The 16,901-nt window shown below is 60.3% G+C and carries 14 protein-coding genes; 2 read left to right on the top strand and 12 right to left on the bottom strand.

The window, feature by feature from the left end; all coding sequences use genetic code 11:
- Positions 1–1,104 carry a glycosyltransferase family 4 protein gene (locus ACZ5WW_RS03015; RefSeq protein WP_377169942.1) on the top strand — a complete coding sequence of 368 codons (1,104 nt, stop codon included), beginning with the start codon at positions 1–3 and terminating at the stop codon, positions 1,102–1,104.
- A 48-nt stretch (positions 1,105–1,152) separates the two neighbouring features.
- Here the strand turns inward: ACZ5WW_RS03015 and ACZ5WW_RS03010 are convergent, their stop codons facing one another.
- The 10 genes from ACZ5WW_RS03010 to ACZ5WW_RS02965 are packed head-to-tail and all read right to left on the bottom strand — an operon-like array spanning position 1,153 to position 11,094.
- A complete protein-coding gene (locus ACZ5WW_RS03010; RefSeq protein WP_377169940.1) occupies positions 1,153–2,379 on the bottom strand; it encodes a type II secretion system F family protein in 1,227 nt (408 codons plus the stop codon).
- 42 nt (positions 2,380–2,421) lie between these two features.
- A complete protein-coding gene (locus ACZ5WW_RS03005) occupies positions 2,422–2,952 on the bottom strand; it encodes a type IV pilus modification PilV family protein (RefSeq protein ID WP_377169938.1) in 531 nt (176 codons plus the stop codon).
- Complete coding sequence (locus ACZ5WW_RS03000) at positions 2,949–4,526, bottom strand: hypothetical protein (RefSeq protein ID WP_377169936.1); 1,578 nt, start codon at positions 4,524–4,526, stop codon at positions 2,949–2,951. Before ACZ5WW_RS03000 ends, ACZ5WW_RS03005 begins: the two co-directional genes overlap by 4 nt.
- A 56-nt stretch (positions 4,527–4,582) precedes the next feature.
- Entirely contained in the window at positions 4,583–5,566 is a 984-nt protein-coding gene (locus ACZ5WW_RS02995) for a hypothetical protein (protein WP_377169934.1), read from the bottom strand.
- A complete protein-coding gene (locus ACZ5WW_RS02990; RefSeq protein WP_377169932.1) occupies positions 5,563–6,468 on the bottom strand; it encodes a hypothetical protein in 906 nt (301 codons plus the stop codon). The genes ACZ5WW_RS02995 and ACZ5WW_RS02990 overlap by 4 nt, the downstream gene beginning before the upstream one ends.
- 3 nt (positions 6,469–6,471) lie before the next feature.
- Complete coding sequence (locus tag ACZ5WW_RS02985) at positions 6,472–7,080, bottom strand: hypothetical protein (RefSeq protein WP_377169930.1); 609 nt, start codon at positions 7,078–7,080, stop codon at positions 6,472–6,474.
- 20 nt (positions 7,081–7,100) lie between these two features.
- Entirely contained in the window at positions 7,101–7,655 is a 555-nt protein-coding gene (locus tag ACZ5WW_RS02980; protein ID WP_377169928.1) for a hypothetical protein, read from the bottom strand.
- Positions 7,656–7,667: 12 nt separating this feature from the next.
- Entirely contained in the window at positions 7,668–8,537 is an 870-nt protein-coding gene (locus ACZ5WW_RS02975) for a hypothetical protein (protein WP_377169926.1), read from the bottom strand.
- Positions 8,524–9,588 carry a type IV pilus twitching motility protein PilT gene (locus ACZ5WW_RS02970; RefSeq protein ID WP_377169924.1) on the bottom strand — a complete coding sequence of 355 codons (1,065 nt, stop codon included), beginning with the start codon at positions 9,586–9,588 and terminating at the stop codon, positions 8,524–8,526. Before ACZ5WW_RS02970 ends, ACZ5WW_RS02975 begins: the two co-directional genes overlap by 14 nt.
- Before the next feature lie 6 nt (positions 9,589–9,594).
- On the bottom strand, positions 9,595–11,094 hold the full coding sequence (locus ACZ5WW_RS02965) for a choice-of-anchor K domain-containing protein (protein WP_377169921.1): 1,500 nt from the start codon (positions 11,092–11,094) through the stop codon (positions 9,595–9,597).
- Between the two features lie 373 nt (positions 11,095–11,467).
- Between ACZ5WW_RS02965 and ACZ5WW_RS02960 the strand changes: the two genes are divergently transcribed.
- Complete coding sequence (locus ACZ5WW_RS02960; RefSeq protein WP_464694208.1) at positions 11,468–13,384, top strand: type II secretion system protein GspD; 1,917 nt, start codon at positions 11,468–11,470, stop codon at positions 13,382–13,384.
- On the opposite strand, the gene ACZ5WW_RS02955 is transcribed toward ACZ5WW_RS02960, so the two are convergent.
- Entirely contained in the window at positions 13,385–14,359 is a 975-nt protein-coding gene (locus ACZ5WW_RS02955; protein ID WP_377169917.1) for a ThuA domain-containing protein, read from the bottom strand.
- Positions 14,360–14,424: 65 nt separating this feature from the next.
- Positions 14,425–16,851, bottom strand: coding sequence for a DUF1549 domain-containing protein (locus ACZ5WW_RS02950; RefSeq protein WP_377169915.1), 2,427 nt, complete (start codon positions 16,849–16,851; stop codon positions 14,425–14,427).
- Positions 16,852–16,901: the final 50 nt, after the last annotated feature.

The raw sequence follows: 16,901 nt of genomic DNA, 5'->3' as shown, positions 1-16,901 counted from the left end.
ATGAAGCTTGCCCTGATCCATCCTCAGATCATCCGCGGCTCCGGCGTGGAGAACTACCTCATCGAGTTCGCCAAACACCTCGCCACCGCCGGACATGATCTGACTTACATCACCTCGCTGACCACTGCACAGATCGGCGCCGCATTGCCAGGCCGCTGGGAGCTGCAGCCACGCCTGCGCGGCTCCGCCGTCTTGCGCATGTGGCATTTCAACCGCCTCGCCCCGCGCGCGGCCTTGCAGGCCGGTGCAGATCTTAGCATCGGCTTTGGCCGCACCTGCGTACAGGACATCCACCGCAACGGCACCGGCTGCCACCGCATCTATGGCAACCTGCTGCCGCTCTGGCAGCGCTACAGCCTGAAGCATCTGTATGAGCTGCATCTGGAGCGCCGCCTCTATGCGGGCCGGGAAACGCCGAAATTTGTCTCCAGCTCCGCCCGCGTGGCTGCGCAGCTTCAGGGAGTTTATGGCGCCGACGGTGAGCGCTTTCGCATGCTTACGCCACCTGTGGAAACCCAGCTCTTCCAGCCGGCGGAAAATCGCGCCAACACGCGTGAAATCTACTGCCGCAAGCTGCAGACTGATGCCGCAAAGCCCGTGCTGATCTTTGTCTCGCTCAGCCATCGCCGCCGGGGGCTTGAGCCGCTGCTGGAGGCGATGAAGCAGATTGACGCCACGCTTTGGATTGTGGGCAAAAGTCCCGGCGCTGCGCTGAAAGAAAAGGTCAGGCGCCTGGGCATAGGCTCGCGGATACGCATTGTTCCGGTGACAAGCAATCTTGTGGAGCTCTACCAGTCTGCAGACTGGTTTGTGCATCCTACGCAATACGATGCCTTTTCCAACACCGTGCTGCAAAGCATGGCCTGCGGGCTGCCAGGTCTGGTTTCAGTGATGGACGGTGCTGTGGATCACGTCCGAAACGGGGAAAACGGATTCATGCTCTACCATCCGCAGCAGCCCCGGGAGCTGGCGGCACGCATTCAGGAGGCGCTGGCGTTTGATGCTCCGGCCTGGCGAAAGCTTTCCTCTGCAGCACGGGAGACGGTGCTGCAACTGACGTGGGAGCGCCACATGCAGGAGTGGAGCGAGCTTCTGGAGGAGTGAGCGGTTCAGTGCCCCGTCTGAGGACGGAGCACTGATGCTAGAGCCCGGTTATTTCTTCTTCAGGATGACGTCTCCGAGGCTGAACATGGGGCCGTAGATGGCGTAGATGAGGAAACCGACCATGACACCGAGGATAAGCATGGTGAGAGGCTCGATCATTTTGTCCAGGGTGGCGGCAAGGTTGTCGAGATCCTCCTCGTAGTCGTCGGCGATTTCGGAGAGCATTTCGGTGCCGGAGCCAGTTTCGGAAGCAAGTTCAATGAGGCCGCACAAGTTACGGGCATCAGGGCCAAGCCAGTGAGATTCCATGAGGAAGGCTTCATGCAGCGTTCGGCCGACGGCGATGTGCTCGCGCAGGCGGATGAACAGCTCCTTGTAATGGTAGTGCCAGCTTGCCTGTGAGGTGATGTCCAGCGCGCTGCTGAGGCGGACGTTGGACTCCGTGAGCATGGCCAGGGTGCGGAATCCGGTGGCTGCGGCAGATTTGCGCACGAGAACGCCAACGGCGGGAATTTTGAGGAAGAGATCCTGCATGGGGCGCAGGGAGCTGATCTTGCCCCAGTTTGAAAAGAAGATGTACAGGCCGATGAAGGGGAGGATGGCAAGATAAGGGCGGTGAAGGAAAAGATCGGAAAGGCCGATAAGCACCTTGGTGCCGAGAGGAAGCTCAGTCTTGAAGGAGGTGAAAAGCTTGGCCATGGCGGGCACAAGCGTGAAGCTCATGACGATGACGACGCCGACGCCGAGGACGATAACGACGGCGGGGTAGATGAGGCCGCCCTTGAGCTTCTTGATGACTTTGGATGATTTTTTCTGCGAGACGGCGATTCGTTTGCAGACTTTGGCGAGCTGGCCGGCCTCCTCACCCGCAAGGATGAGGGAGAGCATGTCATCGGGGAAGAGCTTGGGGAATTTTGCAATGGCATCGCTGAATTTGTCACCCACGGAGATGGCGTGGACGACTTCGGCGATCATGCCTTTGTAGGTGGCGGATTTGACGCGGTTGGTCTGAAGCAGCAGTGATTTGGTGAGGGAGATGTTGCGCTCCAAGCAGCGGCCAAGCCCAGCGAAGAAGGCGGCGCTGTCATCGGTGTTGGGCTTCGGGCTGGTGAGGCGGTGAAGCTTTTCGTCAACGCCGGTGATGGTCTGCACCGTAGTGGTCTCATTCTGTGCCACGCCAGCGCCGATCAGCGCTTTTTCGTCGGTGTCCGTGTCCACGAGAGATTCGGTGGACTTGCCGGAGTGAACGTTGGTGATTTTGACTTTTTTAAGCATGGTGCTGCAGGCTGAAGGATTTCGGCTGTGCGAATGCGCAGGTCATGGCGGCGGTGTGCGGAGGTCTGTGACAAGACGCGGGCGGTAGGCTGTGAGCGTGAAGGATGCTCCTGCGGCTTTTGCTGAGGGATTCTGGGATATGTTCACGATAGCCGTGCAAAGCGAGGTCTCCATGACGACGCCATTGACCGTGGTGAGGCCGTTTTCGACAATGACGGGATTGTTGAACATGGCCTGCTGGAGCAGGGGATTCTGCGCCATGGATGGCATGAGCGCGGTGATCTGAACGGTGGAAAGACCGAGCTGCCAGAGACGCACGGTGTTTTCCTGGTAATTGCGCGTGATGGCAACACGGCTGGCGAGCTCCTCCTGCAGCATGAGTGTTGAGGAAAGGCTGACCAAGGCGGTGGTGCCGATGGAAATGATGGAGGCGGCGGCCAGGACCTCGATGAGTGTGTAGCCGTTGCGCGTCCTGCGGGGTGCGGTGGTCTTTTGCGATGGTCTGGCAAACCACTGCAAACAACGGCCAACCGCCGTCAGCATGGGCAAGCGATGAAGCCGAGTGTTCTTCATGGTGGTGCGACAGGGAGGAAATAGGATTCAAGCCAGGCATCACGCGGCAGAAAGGTGGAGAAAGCCGGGCCGCCATTGACGGAGGCGGGAACGGAGGGGTCGCTGTCGCTGGTGAAAACAAGGCGGCTGGGGTTGACTCCTCCGGCGGCGCGACGTTTGACCGTCCAGTTGGTCATGACACCGCCGATCCAGCGCACGCTCTGGGTCAGAGTGGCGGGCATGTTGAACATGATGCTCTGGTATTCGTTGACCAGGACGCAGCGCCAGCGGAATTCGCTGCCGCTGATGGGGTTGTTGACCCATGAAAATTCGACGGGGCGGCCGTTGTCATCCTGAAACGCGAGGACGTGGCGGCGGTTGTTTTCGCGCTCAAAGCGGATGTCCCTGACCCAGCGGCCTTTGGAGCCGTTGGGCATGATGGTGATGATGACCGGCTTGAGTGCGGCGGCGTTGGCAAAGGCGGTGGCATTGCTCTGCCCGACGAAGATGATCTGATCCACGACGCCATAGATGCGCATGTTTTTGAGATACTGGCTGTCGAGCTTGATGAAGAGGACCTTCAGCTTGGTGTCATAGCCCGAAGGCCAGCCGGGCGGGGTGTAGGTGGGGGTGGCCTGTTCGGCGATCCAGTAGGCTTCGGTGGCGGAGTTGAAGACGCTTCCCACATCGATGGTGATGGTTTGAGTGCGGCCGGCCGCGGCTTCCCGGTCTTGGAAATGCCAGAGGGAATTGTCAGGGTTGTCGTTGTTGCGAACGACATCGAGGTATCCGAGATAGTTGCTGGAGCCGCTGCTGTCGATGGGGCCGGTGGTGCTGGGTACCACTGGCATGTTGGACGGAGCAAGAGCCTTGCCATTCATGTCGGTGCCATAAACGGGGTAAGGAATGGACGGGGGCTCGACAGTGGAGTGTGACTGGATGTAAAGTGATTTGGTGAGGAACGGCAGCTGGAGCGGGCTGGGCGTGGTGCGTACAAACAAAGATGGCGGGTGATGGAGGACGGTGCGCCCTTGCACGGTCCAGTTTGCGTTGTGGCCGGCACCGCCTGAGCCTGCGTTGGCGTAAATGTCCAGCTCTGTGGTGACATTGTCCGGTTTGCGGTAGATGCAGAAGACGTCACCATTGAGAACAGGCGGCATGGACTTGAGGAACTGCCATGCGTTGTAATCATCAATGTTGCCTGCGGCGGCCGCTGACGGGCGGGTCAGCTGCTCGATGCTGATGTAAGTGGCTCCGGGGCGAAGTCCCGTATGGTTGTAGGGGAAAACGGTGCTCATGCCTCCGGCGGTGCTGCTGGAGGTGTAAACATTGAGGTTGTCCCAACCTTTGAAGGTGTTGAGTCCTCCAATGCCATTGCCGAGGATGGTGTTCTGGCCGGCAGGCTGGGAGTTGTTGGGGTCAAAAGCCTTGCTGGTGATGCTTTGCCAGGCAAGGAGCCGGGAGCTTTCGATGCCGATGCGGCGTTTGCAGACGTCTTCCAAATAACTGACCTGCGATGCCCGCGTGCTCATGAGTGTGACCCAGGAGGTGACAAAGATGCCGCCGACGATCATGAGCATGAGCGCGGCTGCCATTAGGGCGCCGCGTGTGCTGCGATGATGTTGCCGGGAAATTCGCATGGGCAAGGGGGTCAGAGGGCAGGGAACATCGGAACGGTAAACATGAAGGAGGAGCGACCGGCCATCTGGTTGTAGGCCTGCCGCGGGTCGGTGGATGAAAGGGTGTTTGCCACCGGGCCGAGATGACGTGCGGCGGGATCTGGCCACCAGATGAAGTAGAAGGGGCGCTCGTAGGCACGCTTGAAGCGGTCGATTGTGGCGGGGGTCTCACGCAATGCGAGGCGGGAGGCGCGCTCTATCGTGACAAACAGCGGCGCGAAGCCATCCGTGGACCACTGTGAGGAGTTGGTGGCATTTGGGACGGAGGGAGGGAAAAAGACGTCATAACCTCCCATGTAGCTCAGTGTGGAAGGGGTGAGGCTGGTGGTGGCGTCCGTATAGCGTTTGACAGAGGCATGAAAGCCATTGGGCTCTGTGGCGCCTGTGAAACGGATGACGTCGATGTCGTAGATGGAGGTGACCTTGAGATAGCCGGCGTATTTGCTGTAGCCGAGGATGAAAATGCTGGCGTTCTGAGGAACCAGGGTCCCGTCATTGAGGGGATTGCGATAATCGCGATAGAGAGAGGCCGGGACGCTTGCGCGGGCGATGATGTGTGCGCGGAACTTCTGCGGGGTGTCGAGTTCGTCGTCCTTGGTGGGGTCGTAGGCGATGACGGAGGGTCTCCAGGTGTTGATGCCGTCGCGGGGCAGGCAGTAAACGGCGGTGGCACTGAGGGTGTCCGTCAAAAATTGTTCGCGGAGCTCTTCTGCCAAGGAAAGGGAGCCGTACTGAGGAGCCATGCCGACATCGACAGTGCTGCTGGTGGTGCCATAAAAGTTTTGCGAACGCGTGGCTCCGAGTGGCACGGCAACCATGGATGAGACACTGGGCTGGCTGCGAACGAGGGTGCCGTAGGAGACGACGGCCCCGCCAAGAATGACCGCTGAAAGCGAGAGCACCAGCAGGAGTTCCACGGAGGTGAAACCTCCTTTCTGATGGAAGCGGCGGATCATTTGGGGGCGGGCGTAGGATTGCCAAACAGCATGCGCACGACGGACTCAACCGCAGGTGAAGGGGGCGGCTGGGGCTGGGCTGGTGTGGGGGCGGTCGGTGAGGGTGGGGGCTGCGGCCTGGCTGGCGTGGCGGCCAGATCCCGTGCAGTAGATGGCGCAGAGGCTGGGGGCTCGACCAGACGGGGGGGCGAGAAGGGGACTGGATCATCCGCGACGACCAGTGCGCGTGGCGGGACTGGTTCAGCGCTGAGCATGGGGCCCGGAGCTGAGGGGGCTGTGGCAGGTGATGTGGCCGGCGGGGCGCTTTGCTGAGCGACCGGCTGATTGGCAGCAGGATCGCGCAAGGAGAGCTCCATCTTTGCATTGGCTCCCTTGCTTTCTTTGGCTTCCTCCTCGGTTTGCCCGAACATCTGGTAACGCACCTGCGGGGCGATGTTGATCGGGATGGTCATGATCTTGGGCGGGAGTCCGGTGAGGCGCTTTTCCTGCCAGGCGAGCTCGATGTAGAGAGGGGTGATGTTTTTGACCTTCAACTCGACGAGCTGGTCTGGAAGCACGGGGGGGACTGAGCGCCCTGTCTCCAAGATGATGTCTCCGAGCAATACACGCATGCGGCCGTCTGCCATGCGTTTGGTGCCGACCACCGGCAGCTTGAGGAGCTTGTCGCGCACGCGGTTTTCCTCCGTGTCTCCTGTGGCCTGGCGGCTGAGCGCCTCGTTTTCGGATTCAAAGGGGTTGTGCTCTTCAGGCTTCACGTTTTCCGGGGTCTTCTCCTCCGGGAGCACGAGCTGATATTGAACGCGCTTGTCGCCATCCTCTCCAGCGGCTTCCTGGGCATGACCGTGGAAAGCCGTCAAGGTGAGCAGCAGGCCCGGCAGCAGCAATCTGTAAGCTAAGTTCATGGGCTAGGATTTGGTGGCTTTTGGCTTGGGCTTGGGCGTGGCCGCGGCCTTTTTCTTGTCCGCATCTGCGGCGGCAAGATCAAAAATCGGCGTTTCAAATGAGACTTCCATCTTGAGCTGGGTGCCGGTGCTGCCGCCGGTGATCTGCACGACTTTCATGCGCGCGGTGGGCAGGCGGCGCTCGATGTCGCCAAGCCAGTTGAGAACTTTGGCAAACTCCTCCTCGATGGTGAGGGTGGTGATGACGGACTTGGGAATGAGCTTGTTGCCCGCGGACTGCTTTGACTCTGTCTTGCGCGAGCGCACCAGGTTGATGCCGCGCTCGCGCAGGCTGAGCTCGATGTTCTGCTCTGCCTCCTGCTGGGTCTGAACATGCTCGATGGCAGGCAGCCAGGACCGGAGGAAACGCCGCAGGTCCTCGGTGTTTGCCTTGAAGACGGCGGTTTCAATTTCAGCGGTGGAGCGCTCGTTTTCGGCGGTGACTGCGGCGGTTTCAGCATCCTCCGCCTCCGCACGTGTGGTGGCCACGGTTTTATGGATGATCTGCGCAGTGTAGGTCATCACGCCGATGACCATCAGCAGGATGACGCAGGCTAGTTGCTTGGGATTCATGCGGGGCGTTAGGAGCAGGGTTAGTCCGCCTGGCGGACGAGTGTGGAATGGTATTCGACGACATCGCCATTTTTGGTCTGCTGCGGCGAGTAGGAGCGGTAGAGCAGCTGGCCGAGCGCGGCCTCGATGGCGGCAAGCTCTGTGGAGACCTTGGAGCCGTTCAGATGGATGGTGAGGGCGATGTTGGCGGGCACCTGCTCACTGCGCTCCAAGGCGACCTGAGTGATGCGGGTGTCTGTCTGAACGGCGCGAGCGATCTTGACGGCGATGGGCTGGATGTTGCGGGCGCCTTCCATCCACTGGGCCACTTTTTCGGCCTTGGTGGCCTCGGATTCCAAATCGGCCTTTTCGCTTTTGAAAGAGTCGCGCTGGGATTCGCTGACTGCTTTGCGCTCTTCGGCCTCGACCTTCTGCCTCAAGGCCTTTTTGTAGTTGAAGTAGTCCATGGTCATCACGTAAGCGCTGCCGACGAGGGCCACGTAAAAGATGACGGGGATGGAGCGGAAGGTGGATGGGAGGCGCCGGGAGGTGTCTGTACGCGGCGTCTTGAAGTCATGGCAGAGGTATTCGTTCATACAAATGATGGCTTAGTGTTCCCCGATGATGGTCCAGAGCAGGTCGTCCTGGGTGAGATCCGCAGCGCCGACCTTTTCGAGGTGAAGCATGAGTTCGGTGCGGAACTTGCTGTCATGACCGTCTCCGACAAAGTAAACAGGACTGCCCTGGGGGACCTTGGCCAGCAAGGGGCTGATGATCTGGAGGGCGGTCTCCACGGCCTCAGGGCCCAGGCCGCTGCGGCAGCGGATGTCGCGCCACTGGCCTTCCTGCTGCACCAGGACTGCGAGCGAGCCCTCGCAGGCGGCGATGAGGACGAAGTCGGAGGGGGTTCCGCCAGAGCTTGCGCGAAAGATGCTGAGGATGGCGTGCTCCAGCATGGCAAACAATCCGCAGCATACCCGGCCGGGCCTGAGCTGGACTGTCTTGAGGACGTCCTCGGTCACTTTCACCAGCGACTCCTCGACTGCGAGCAGGAGGCTGGCGGTGGTCTCCGGATGGTGACAGATGGCGTAGCGCTTGCCGCGGTCATACTTGGGGCCGAGCACGGCGCGAGGATTGGTGCGCAGGAGGCTGACGCAGTTGTCCCCGCGCATGAGGTTGTTTTCGAGGCTGATGATGAAGCGGTGGTTGACCGAGACGGAGCACCAGCCGCCTTCGGTCATGCCGCGCCATTCCTCACCTTTCAGGGGGGCGGTGTCGGCGAGCTCCCCCTCCTGCGCCCCGCTTTCTTCAAAACGGCCGCGTTTGTTGACGGAGCGCCAGCTGACCGCGCTGCGGCTGACGTTGAGGAGAAGAGACTTGCGCGTTTCATAGCGCTTTCCCCAGGGGACTGCAGAGTCGTCGGGGTCGGCTTTGAAGGCTGCGAAGCTCAGGACAGATTTGATTTCATCCAACAGCATAAATGGAGGTCAGTTGTTCTTTTGAAAGGAAGTCGTACACCTCGTGTTCGGTGTAGCCGGTTTTGCGTGCGGTGGAGGGCTTCCAGCCGTCGGCCATACGCATGTTCAGGCAGCGCTCAAAGCTGACCATGCCACGGGTAAAGCCAGCCTCGAGCTCCTGGTCCAGGTTCTTGAACTCGCCGCGGCGGATCATGCCGCAGACGGAGTCATAGGGCAGGAGCAGTTCGTGAATGGGGAAGCGTTTGCCGCGGTTTTCGTCAAACAGCAGGCGCTGGCAGAGAATCCCGCGGATGGAGTCTGCGAAGGAGAGCATGGCGTTTTCCATGCGGTCGCTGGGGATGAGCTTGAGATAGCGCTGCACCGTCTGGGCTGCGGAGGAGGTGTGCAGGGTGGCGACGACGACGTGGCCGGTTTCGGCGGCCTGCAGGGCGATCTCTGCGGTCTCGCCGTCACGAATTTCTCCCACGAGGATCACGTCGGGTGCCTGACGGAGGGCGGCGCGCAGAGACTTGTTGAAGTCGAGTTCGTCGGTGCCGATCTCGCGCTGGGAGACCAGCGAGGGAATGCCGGAGGGATAGACGAATTCGATGGGGTCCTCAAAGGTGAGCACGTGTTCCTGGCGGCGTTTGGCGCGCTCCAGAATCATGGAGGCGATGGTCGTGGACTTACCGGAGCCCGTGGCGCCGCAGACGAGAAACAGGCCGTTTTTAGCCTCGAGGAAGGCCTTGATGGCGGGCGGTGGCACCATGAGTTTGCTGATGTCGGGAATGCTCTCCGGAAGCAGACGGAGCACCCAGCGGGGGCGGCCACGAGTGACCATGCGGTTGACACGGTAGCGGCGGGAGCCGAGCTGAAGCGCGTAGTCCACACAGCCGGGGGTGAACTCCAGCGGGCGCTCCGGCTGGTAGATGAAGGAGTCGTAAAACAGCTTGCCGTTGCGCTTGTAGGTCAGAGCCTCCCAGGGGGTGACATAAAAGTCGCTGACTCCCGAGTCCTTCGAGAGGTGAAGCATCCGATACCCGAGCTGACTGCGTTCATGAATGTCTTCCATGGTGTGTTAGAAATTGCTGGTGAAGCGGGCGCGGAGCTCCACGTTTGCCGTGGCTCCTTCATAGACGAGGAGGTTGTTGCCCTGGACGACGCTGCCCGAGGGGTCCTTTGACACCCACTGGAGCTCCAGCCGGTACTGCACTCCGTCGATGGTGATGATGAAGTCGGTGGTGGGATTGAGGAGCTGGACGATGTCTGCGCTTGCGAGGCGGTCGCTGGTGTTGCTGGTGCTGACGAGGCCGAGATTGATGTAGGTGGTGGCGCTGATGGAGGGCTGAGTCAGATTGAGATTCACCGTGAGGGTGACGCCTGTGGCTTCGCTGTTGTAGAAGGTGGTGCCGTTGACGATGACCATAGATCCGAAGTCGAACCACGTGTTTGGGGTGATGCCGCCGAAACTGGCGGGGGTGAAGCTCATTGAATTTTCAATCCCGGCATCGAGGTAGGTGCCGTTGCCGAGATCGAGCTTGGTGTTGCCGGATTTGAAGGTGGAGGTGGTGCCGCTGTTTTGAATGCTGGTGACCAGATTGGAACCACCCAGGGCATTGCCCCAGCTGCCTTCGGCCGAGCCGCTGAAACCGCTGGTGAGCCGGTAATAGGTCTGGGTGTTGGTGTAGCTGGTGGTGTATTCTGCGGGCCGGGTGCTTTCATTGCGCGCCTGCAGGCTCATGGCGGGCATCAATGGGATGCTGGTGCCGGTGTATTCCTGCCAGGCACCGCCATTGATGCTGTACATCAGGGTGGAGACATCTGATGGAGCGCCGCCATTGCTGATGGTGACAGACGTGGGGAAACTGGTGAACGGGTAGGTGCCGCCGAGAGGTGAAATGAGCGGGATGGGGAGGAGAGCCAAGGTGGGCTGGGCGGGGGCGCCGCCGCCACCACCACTGCCGCCGCCGCTACCACCGCCGGAGTCTGTCGGAGGATTGGAGGAGGGGCCTGCCTCTTCGGAGGGATCAAAGGGCATGCCTGGCTTGGTGGGCGAGAAGGGCTGCGGATCGAGATAGTCGGCAGAGGGATTTGAAACCGAGGCGCCCCAGACCCAGCCGCTGCTGCTGGAATTGAATGAAACAACGGATTTGGTCCGTTTTTCGGTGCCGAAGTCGGAACTGGCCAGAGAGTCATCAAGATAAAACTCGGCTGCGGCACTGCCTCCTGCCTTGCTGAGGAAGAAGCGTTGCTTGGTGCGGTCCCAGAAAGCGCGCGGGTTGTTGGAATTGTCCGGCTTGGACGTCATCTGGGCACGCAGACGGATGTCCACCAGTCTGCCGGAAGCGATTCCCACGTGCTGCTGCCATTCAGACTGGGGACGCGTGCGCTTCATTTTATCGAGCACCGACTGTGGGGTGGTGAGACCTGCAAGGCTGCCGCCGTCTGCGATGTAGAGAGCCACCATCTGATTCAGTGTGGCGACGTCTGACTGAAGCTTGGAAACCCGGGCGGAGTCTGAATCATCCGTGATGAGCGCGGCGCCGACGCCAGCGATGACTCCAATGATGGAGATCATGATGACCAGCTCGAGCAATGAAAAACCCGCACGACAGCAAGTGCTGTGTGCAGGTGAACGCAAAGTTGTGACTCTGGCGTCTATCATTGGTGAGGTACTAAATAGTTAAAAAGGCCTAAATTCAAGGAAAAGATATGGAAAATATAATAGATATGATTGTAAATGTTTGAGGGGCTGAATATTTGGGACAAAACATAAAATCAATAGGCTTCATTGTTAAATGGCAGTTGATTTGTTTTTCTATTTCAAGTATAATTACCATAATATGCGCCATTTTAATGCACTGTTCCAGTTCAAACTCCTGGTTTGCCTCGTCCTGATGGGCGTCCCGGGGACGACATTGCGCGCTCAGTTTAACCAAGGCACGCTGCATATGATGTCGCCTGAGAATGAGATCGAGGCGAGCAGGCTGCGCTCAGCAGCACCGCAGCAGTATGACTTTTCCAAGGCCATGCTGAGCGATGTGTTGCGCTTTCTGGCTACAGACGCGGGCATTTCATTTTTTTCACTGCCGGACGACAGTGCGGATGGTTCGCGGCTGATCACGTTTTCCATCAAGGCGAGTCCGTTCCAGGTCCTTGAGACACTGTGCAAGGCGAATGGCCTGGCCATCATTCCCGACAATGGCATCTGGTACATCCGACCAGCGGATGATCGCGAGCTCATCGGCAAGTCCTATGAGATTAAGAACAATGCGGTCGAGCTGGTGGAGCGTGTCACCTCAGGCACCACGTCGTCTTCGACGCGCTCCAGCAGCGGTGGCGGTGGTGTCAGCGGAGCGGCGGTGGGGATGGATTTGCAGGGGACGAGCCAGACATTTTCTGTGAAACGCAGCGAAGTGATCAATGACATCCGTACGCTGCTGGGCCTGCCACCCGAGGAAATGGAGGGAGCGCAGGCTGGTGCCGGCATCCCAGGAATGGGGTCTGGGACGGATGAGAACGCCGCGCGTGCGATGAACTCCAACGAGATGAGCTCTGTGCGGAAACCCAAGGTGATCTGGAAGTCTGACTCCAACACGCTCTACATTGTGGCCACCCGCCTACAGCACATGTGGGTGGAGGGCTACATCGCTGCTGCTGACAAACCGCAGACGCTGATCGCGGTGGAGGTGAAGTTTATCGAAACGTCGCGTGATCCTTCTCGTGAATTTGGCATCGACTGGACCGGAACGCTGGAGAACGGGAATTTCAGGCAGGTCAAAGACGTGACCACGTCAACGGACTCAACCACGGGCCTGCCCGTCACCACCGTGAACTATAACAACGTGCCGACCACGGGTGGCTACCGCACGGATCTGGCGAACCTGCTGAGCGCTGCGGACCTCAACCATGTGGGCAGCACGCTGGGCTTTCCGGCCACGAGCATTCTGAGCTCGCAGGATGTGAATGTGAAACTGCGGGCGATGATGCGCGACCAGGAGACAAACACGACCTCCTATCCCCGAATGGTGACACTGAGCAACCGTGAGGTGGCCATTCGAGCGGTGGTGAACCAGCCTGTGCTGGATGCGAGCTCCACGGCGAGCTCGGGGTCTATCGGCGCCACCACCACGACCAAGGTGGCCTATCTGCCCATTGGCACGGTGCTGAACATCCTGCCCAAGCGCATGCAGGCAGACAAGGTGCTGCTGAACATGGCGGTCACCGTGTCCAGCATCATTGGAACGCAGGTCATTTCCGGCAATCCGTATCCTATTGCTTCTTCACGCGTGTACAGCGCACCGGTGGAGATTGAGTCCGGCTATACGGTGGCGGTGGGCGGACTGGACGAGGCGACTGAAAAGGAGGCCCAGGCAGGGGTGCCCTTCCTGAGCAAGGTGCCAGGTCTCAAGTGGCTCTTTGACTACAAGAGCCGGAGCAAGAACCACAAGAGCCTGATGCTTTTCATCACGCCGACGATCATCGATGCACGCAACGGCGGCCTGCCTGAGGAGCCGCAGTCGGTGGTGCCTCAGAGGCCGCACCTGGCAGGCAAGCCCAAGGTCGACACGAACAGCGGGGCGCTGATTGGTGGCAGCGCCGCACTGCCGAAGACGGTGGACTATCTTTCACGTGAGGCGGAGGTGCTGGGCAACACGATCAAGGAGAGCCGGATCACACCCGAGGTGCGGCAGAAGCTGAAGGAGCTCAAAGTCGCCGTGGAGCGTGTCGAGGAACAGTGCGAAAGCATGAAGCTGTCAGAACCGGGGCGGTTTGCCATGATCGACCAGCATCAGCAAATGCTGAGGAATGTGCTCAAACGCCTGGAGTCATTCGCGAGCATCCTGTTCAAGAAGGAGCACTTCTGATCAGCGTGCGGCCACGCGCTGAAACACGCGGGGTGTTTCGATGCCTGCGTTTTTAGGCTTGGGCGCCGGTTTCGGGTCCAGGTTCTGAGTGAGCGCCTCGGGGGTGACGGTGGAAGTGACGCCGTCCGCAGGGACTTCGACTTTTGCGACCCAGAGCAGGGCATTGAGCACGGCCTTGCGCACGTTGTCGTTGCCCCAGTTGGCGTGGAAGTGGCCGCCGGTGAAGCCGAAGCCGCGTCCGCCGTCTGCGCGTTCAAGGGTCCACATCATGGTTTCAGGGCTGCCTTTTTCTGCCTGGATATGAGGGTAGGGGCCTTTGGGGGCCACGTAGGGGCCGTCGCGAGTGGCATCGCTCGGAGGGGCGACCAGGATGGGGACAAACTTGGCTGCTCCATCTTCTGCGGGCGTCACGCCGTGGCCGAAGGCCGGGCGGAAACGCATGTGGATGTACCATTCGTCTTTGGTGGTGAAGGGCTGCACGCCGCTGGTGACGGGGTGCTTGGGAAGCTGGGTGTAGCTGGCGTCCCAGATGGGATTGCAGGAGTAGGCGTGCTCATAGTGGCCGCCGAGCCATTCCTGAAACTCCTTGCCGGCCTGGCCTGCCACGACTTCCACGCCGTAGTGCATGCAGCCAAAGCCGACTCCTTTGGCGATGAGCTTGCGCAGAGTCTCCAGATGCCCGTCCACCACGGCGGGGTGCTTGCCGCCACCGTCTGCGTAGATGACCACGGCATCCGCGTCTTCAAAGGTTTTTTCATCCTTCACCCAGCCCATTTCATGGCGGTCCACCACGAGGTTGGGCACGTTTTTGAGGCATTGCTCCAGGAGCATTGTACCCGCGCGGAACTCATGCATGCCCGGAGGATGAGAGGGCTTGCCGGCGATGAGAACGAGCTTCTGTTTGCCATCAGGCGTGACGGCCTGAAGTGAAGCGGCGGCGGCAAGGAAAAGGGTGAGCAGTGAGAGTGGTTTCATGGTGGTGGTTAGACCGGCCATCATTCCCATGCTCTGGCCCAAATCAAGGACCGAAGCCTGTGCCGCTAGCGAACGACCTGAAATTCTGGCAGCATGCAAACCGCCCAGAGCAAGTCTTCGAGCGACTGCTGCGTGGGCTTTTCACCGACCATGCCGAGGGCTGTGGCGAGCTCGCCAGCAGCGGGCTCGCGGCAGAGTGCCTGACGGTAGAGGCTGGTGATCAGAGCGGTCGGAGAAGAGGGCGGCGTTTTGAGCAGATTTTGCGCCCCTCTGGCGATGGCTGAGGAGAGGGTGCTGCCGTTTGCGAGGTCGATGGCTTCCAGGGTGGTGAGGTCGTTTGGGCGGGCGGTGACGATCTGATCGCGGTTTGGCCGCCCGAGTGTGCGCATGAGGAAGTCTGATTTCATGAGCGAGGCGCGGACCATGCGGTCCGAGGCCGAGGCTCCCTGGGCCAGGAGGGAGGGGGCCTGAGCGTGGATGGCCTGCTGCCAGGCACCCAGGGCGTTGACCACTGTGACGGGCTGCCAGTCCTTGGGGTCAAAAGCGGCGAGGCGGCCTTCCTTGGCCGGCGGGGCCTTGGCGGACCACTCCCAGGTGGCATCGCTGCTGATCGCGGACTCCTTGCCTGCAGCATCACGGATGCGGGCATCGAAGAAAAATCCGGCGGGGTTCGGGCCTTTGCCAGCGTTGGTGGCGATGACAAGGATCGAGTTTGCGCCTTTGTGCAAGGCGGTCTGCAGAGGCACGGCGGCGAGTTTTGTCCAGTCTTCCCCGGCGCTGACCTTGCGGTTGTTGACAAAGAGCGTGTAGCCATTGTCGCAGGTGACGACGGCGCTGGCGCTGGCGGGATCGGCGTCGAGTTTGACCGTTTTACGAAGGGTGATGGTTTCGTCGGAAGGAGGTGTGCTGCCGGGTTTGGCGCTGTGGCCCCAGATCCACTGGCCCTGGATTTTGATCTGTCTGGCGAGCTCGGGATCGACTTTGCCGCGCAGCACGCCTGCGTCCATCTTGGTGGCGGCGGCACCTGTGAGCTGCCAGATGGCATCGACAAACTGCTCGGCCGTAAGGCGCTTGGTGCGTGGGCCGGCATAGGTGTAGCCGTGGTCATCGATGCCCTTGGACATGACCTGGGAGTGCGACTGATAAGCCTGCGAGGTGGCGATGAGGGCGAGCGTGTGTTTCAAGTCATAGCCGTGCTCGGCAAAATCAGCGGCCAGGTAGTCGAGAAGGTCTGCATTCCAGGGCTCTGTCTGCATGGCGTCCACAGGATGAACGATGCCGCGTCCCATGAGGCGCTGCCAGAGGCGGTTCACGATCGTGCGTGTGACGCGGCCGTTTTGCGGATGGGTCATCAGCGCAGCGAGCTGCTTCAGGCGCTCGGGCTGGGGTGCCTTGGGATCGACCTGGCCGATTTCGGGAAACAACCACGAGGCCACGGCCTGCTGACCGGTGGGCTTGTCACAGCGGTTGATTTCCAAAGGCCGGGTGGAGTAGATGGCGGCTAGACCGTAGGCTTCGGCGAGCTTCCAGCGGTCAATGAAGCTGTCGTGGCAGGAGGCGCACTTCATGTTGATGCCGAGGAAGCTCTGGGAGACGCTCTGGGCGAACTGGATTTCAACCGTCTGTCCGGCGCTGACATCGCCGCGCCATTTGATGCCGTCTATGAAGCCGCGGCTTTCGTCATTCGGCGGAGCGATGAGCTCGCGCACGAACTGGTCGAAGGGCATGTTGGTGATGAGCGCGTGATAGAGCCAGTTGCTGATCTGCTTTCTCCCGCCGGTGATGAAGCCGGTGCCGCCGTAGTCGTTGCGCAGCAGGTCATTCCAAAAGGTGAGCCAGTGCTCGGTGTAATCCATGTCGCGTTTGAGCAGCGACTGGACCAAACGCTCGCGTTTGCCGGCGGAGGCGTCCTTGGCAAAAGCGTCCATGTCCTGGAGTGAGGGCAGCAGGCCGACAAGATCCAGAAAAGCACGGCGGACAAAGGTGGCGTCGTCGATGGGGGCAGGGCGCGGGAGTTTCTTTTGTGCCAGGTAGTGGTCGAGAATACGATCAACCGGGTTGTTGCGTTCATCCACTGCGGCGGGCAACTCCGGCATTCTTGGTTTGAGCGGCGGCTCATAGGCCGCTTTCTTGAAGGCGAAGCCTTCCTCCCAGACCAGACCTTCATCGATCCACTGTTTCAGCAGCGCGATCTGCTCTGCCGGGACTCGTTTGCCCTTCGGGGGCATCTGTTCATCGGGGTCTGCGGAGAGCATGAGCTTGATCATGGCGCTCTGCATGCTTTTGCCGCTGACCACGGCAGGGCCGTCCTCGCCGCCCTCCAACAGGGACTTGCGGTCATTGATGGAAAAGCCGCCCTTCTTCTTGTCTCCCGCATGGCATTCGGAGCAATGCTCCCGCAGGATCGGCACAATCTGGTGGGAGAAATCAACCGCAGCAGACGCGGCGGCAGACCAGGAAAGCAAAACTAGGAAGGGGAGACGGCGAGACATGGGTACGCCTCAATGAACGGAGCGACAGGCTGAGTCCTCGCAGGTTTGCT

This window comes from Prosthecobacter fluviatilis (assembly GCF_055388355.1).
This window is presented reverse-complemented; position numbering and strand designations above follow the sequence as displayed.

Bases quoted from the DNA above. Each gene is read 5' to 3' on its own strand.
- ACZ5WW_RS02975 (WP_377169926.1), bottom strand. From the start codon at position 8,537: ATGCTGTTGGATGAAATCAAATCTGTCCTGAGCTTCGCAGCCTTCAAA.
- ACZ5WW_RS03005 (WP_377169938.1), bottom strand. From the start codon at position 2,952: ATGAAGAACACTCGGCTTCATCGCTTGCCCATGCTGACGGCGGTTGGC.
- ACZ5WW_RS02950 (WP_377169915.1), bottom strand. From the start codon at position 16,851: ATGTCTCGCCGTCTCCCCTTCCTAGTTTTGCTTTCCTGGTCTGCCGCC.
- ACZ5WW_RS02955 (WP_377169917.1), bottom strand. From the start codon at position 14,359: ATGAAACCACTCTCACTGCTCACCCTTTTCCTTGCCGCCGCCGCTTCA.
- ACZ5WW_RS03015 (WP_377169942.1), top strand. From the start codon at position 1: ATGAAGCTTGCCCTGATCCATCCTCAGATCATCCGCGGCTCCGGCGTG.
- ACZ5WW_RS02995 (WP_377169934.1), bottom strand. From the start codon at position 5,566: ATGATCCGCCGCTTCCATCAGAAAGGAGGTTTCACCTCCGTGGAACTC.
- ACZ5WW_RS03000 (WP_377169936.1), bottom strand. From the start codon at position 4,526: ATGGCAGCCGCGCTCATGCTCATGATCGTCGGCGGCATCTTTGTCACC.
- ACZ5WW_RS02970 (WP_377169924.1), bottom strand. From the start codon at position 9,588: ATGGAAGACATTCATGAACGCAGTCAGCTCGGGTATCGGATGCTTCAC.
- ACZ5WW_RS02960 (WP_464694208.1), top strand. From the start codon at position 11,468: ATGATGTCGCCTGAGAATGAGATCGAGGCGAGCAGGCTGCGCTCAGCA.
- ACZ5WW_RS02980 (WP_377169928.1), bottom strand. From the start codon at position 7,655: ATGAACGAATACCTCTGCCATGACTTCAAGACGCCGCGTACAGACACC.
- ACZ5WW_RS03010 (WP_377169940.1), bottom strand. From the start codon at position 2,379: ATGCTTAAAAAAGTCAAAATCACCAACGTTCACTCCGGCAAGTCCACC.
- ACZ5WW_RS02990 (WP_377169932.1), bottom strand. From the start codon at position 6,468: ATGAACTTAGCTTACAGATTGCTGCTGCCGGGCCTGCTGCTCACCTTG.
- ACZ5WW_RS02965 (WP_377169921.1), bottom strand. From the start codon at position 11,094: ATGATCTCCATCATTGGAGTCATCGCTGGCGTCGGCGCCGCGCTCATC.
- ACZ5WW_RS02985 (WP_377169930.1), bottom strand. From the start codon at position 7,080: ATGAATCCCAAGCAACTAGCCTGCGTCATCCTGCTGATGGTCATCGGC.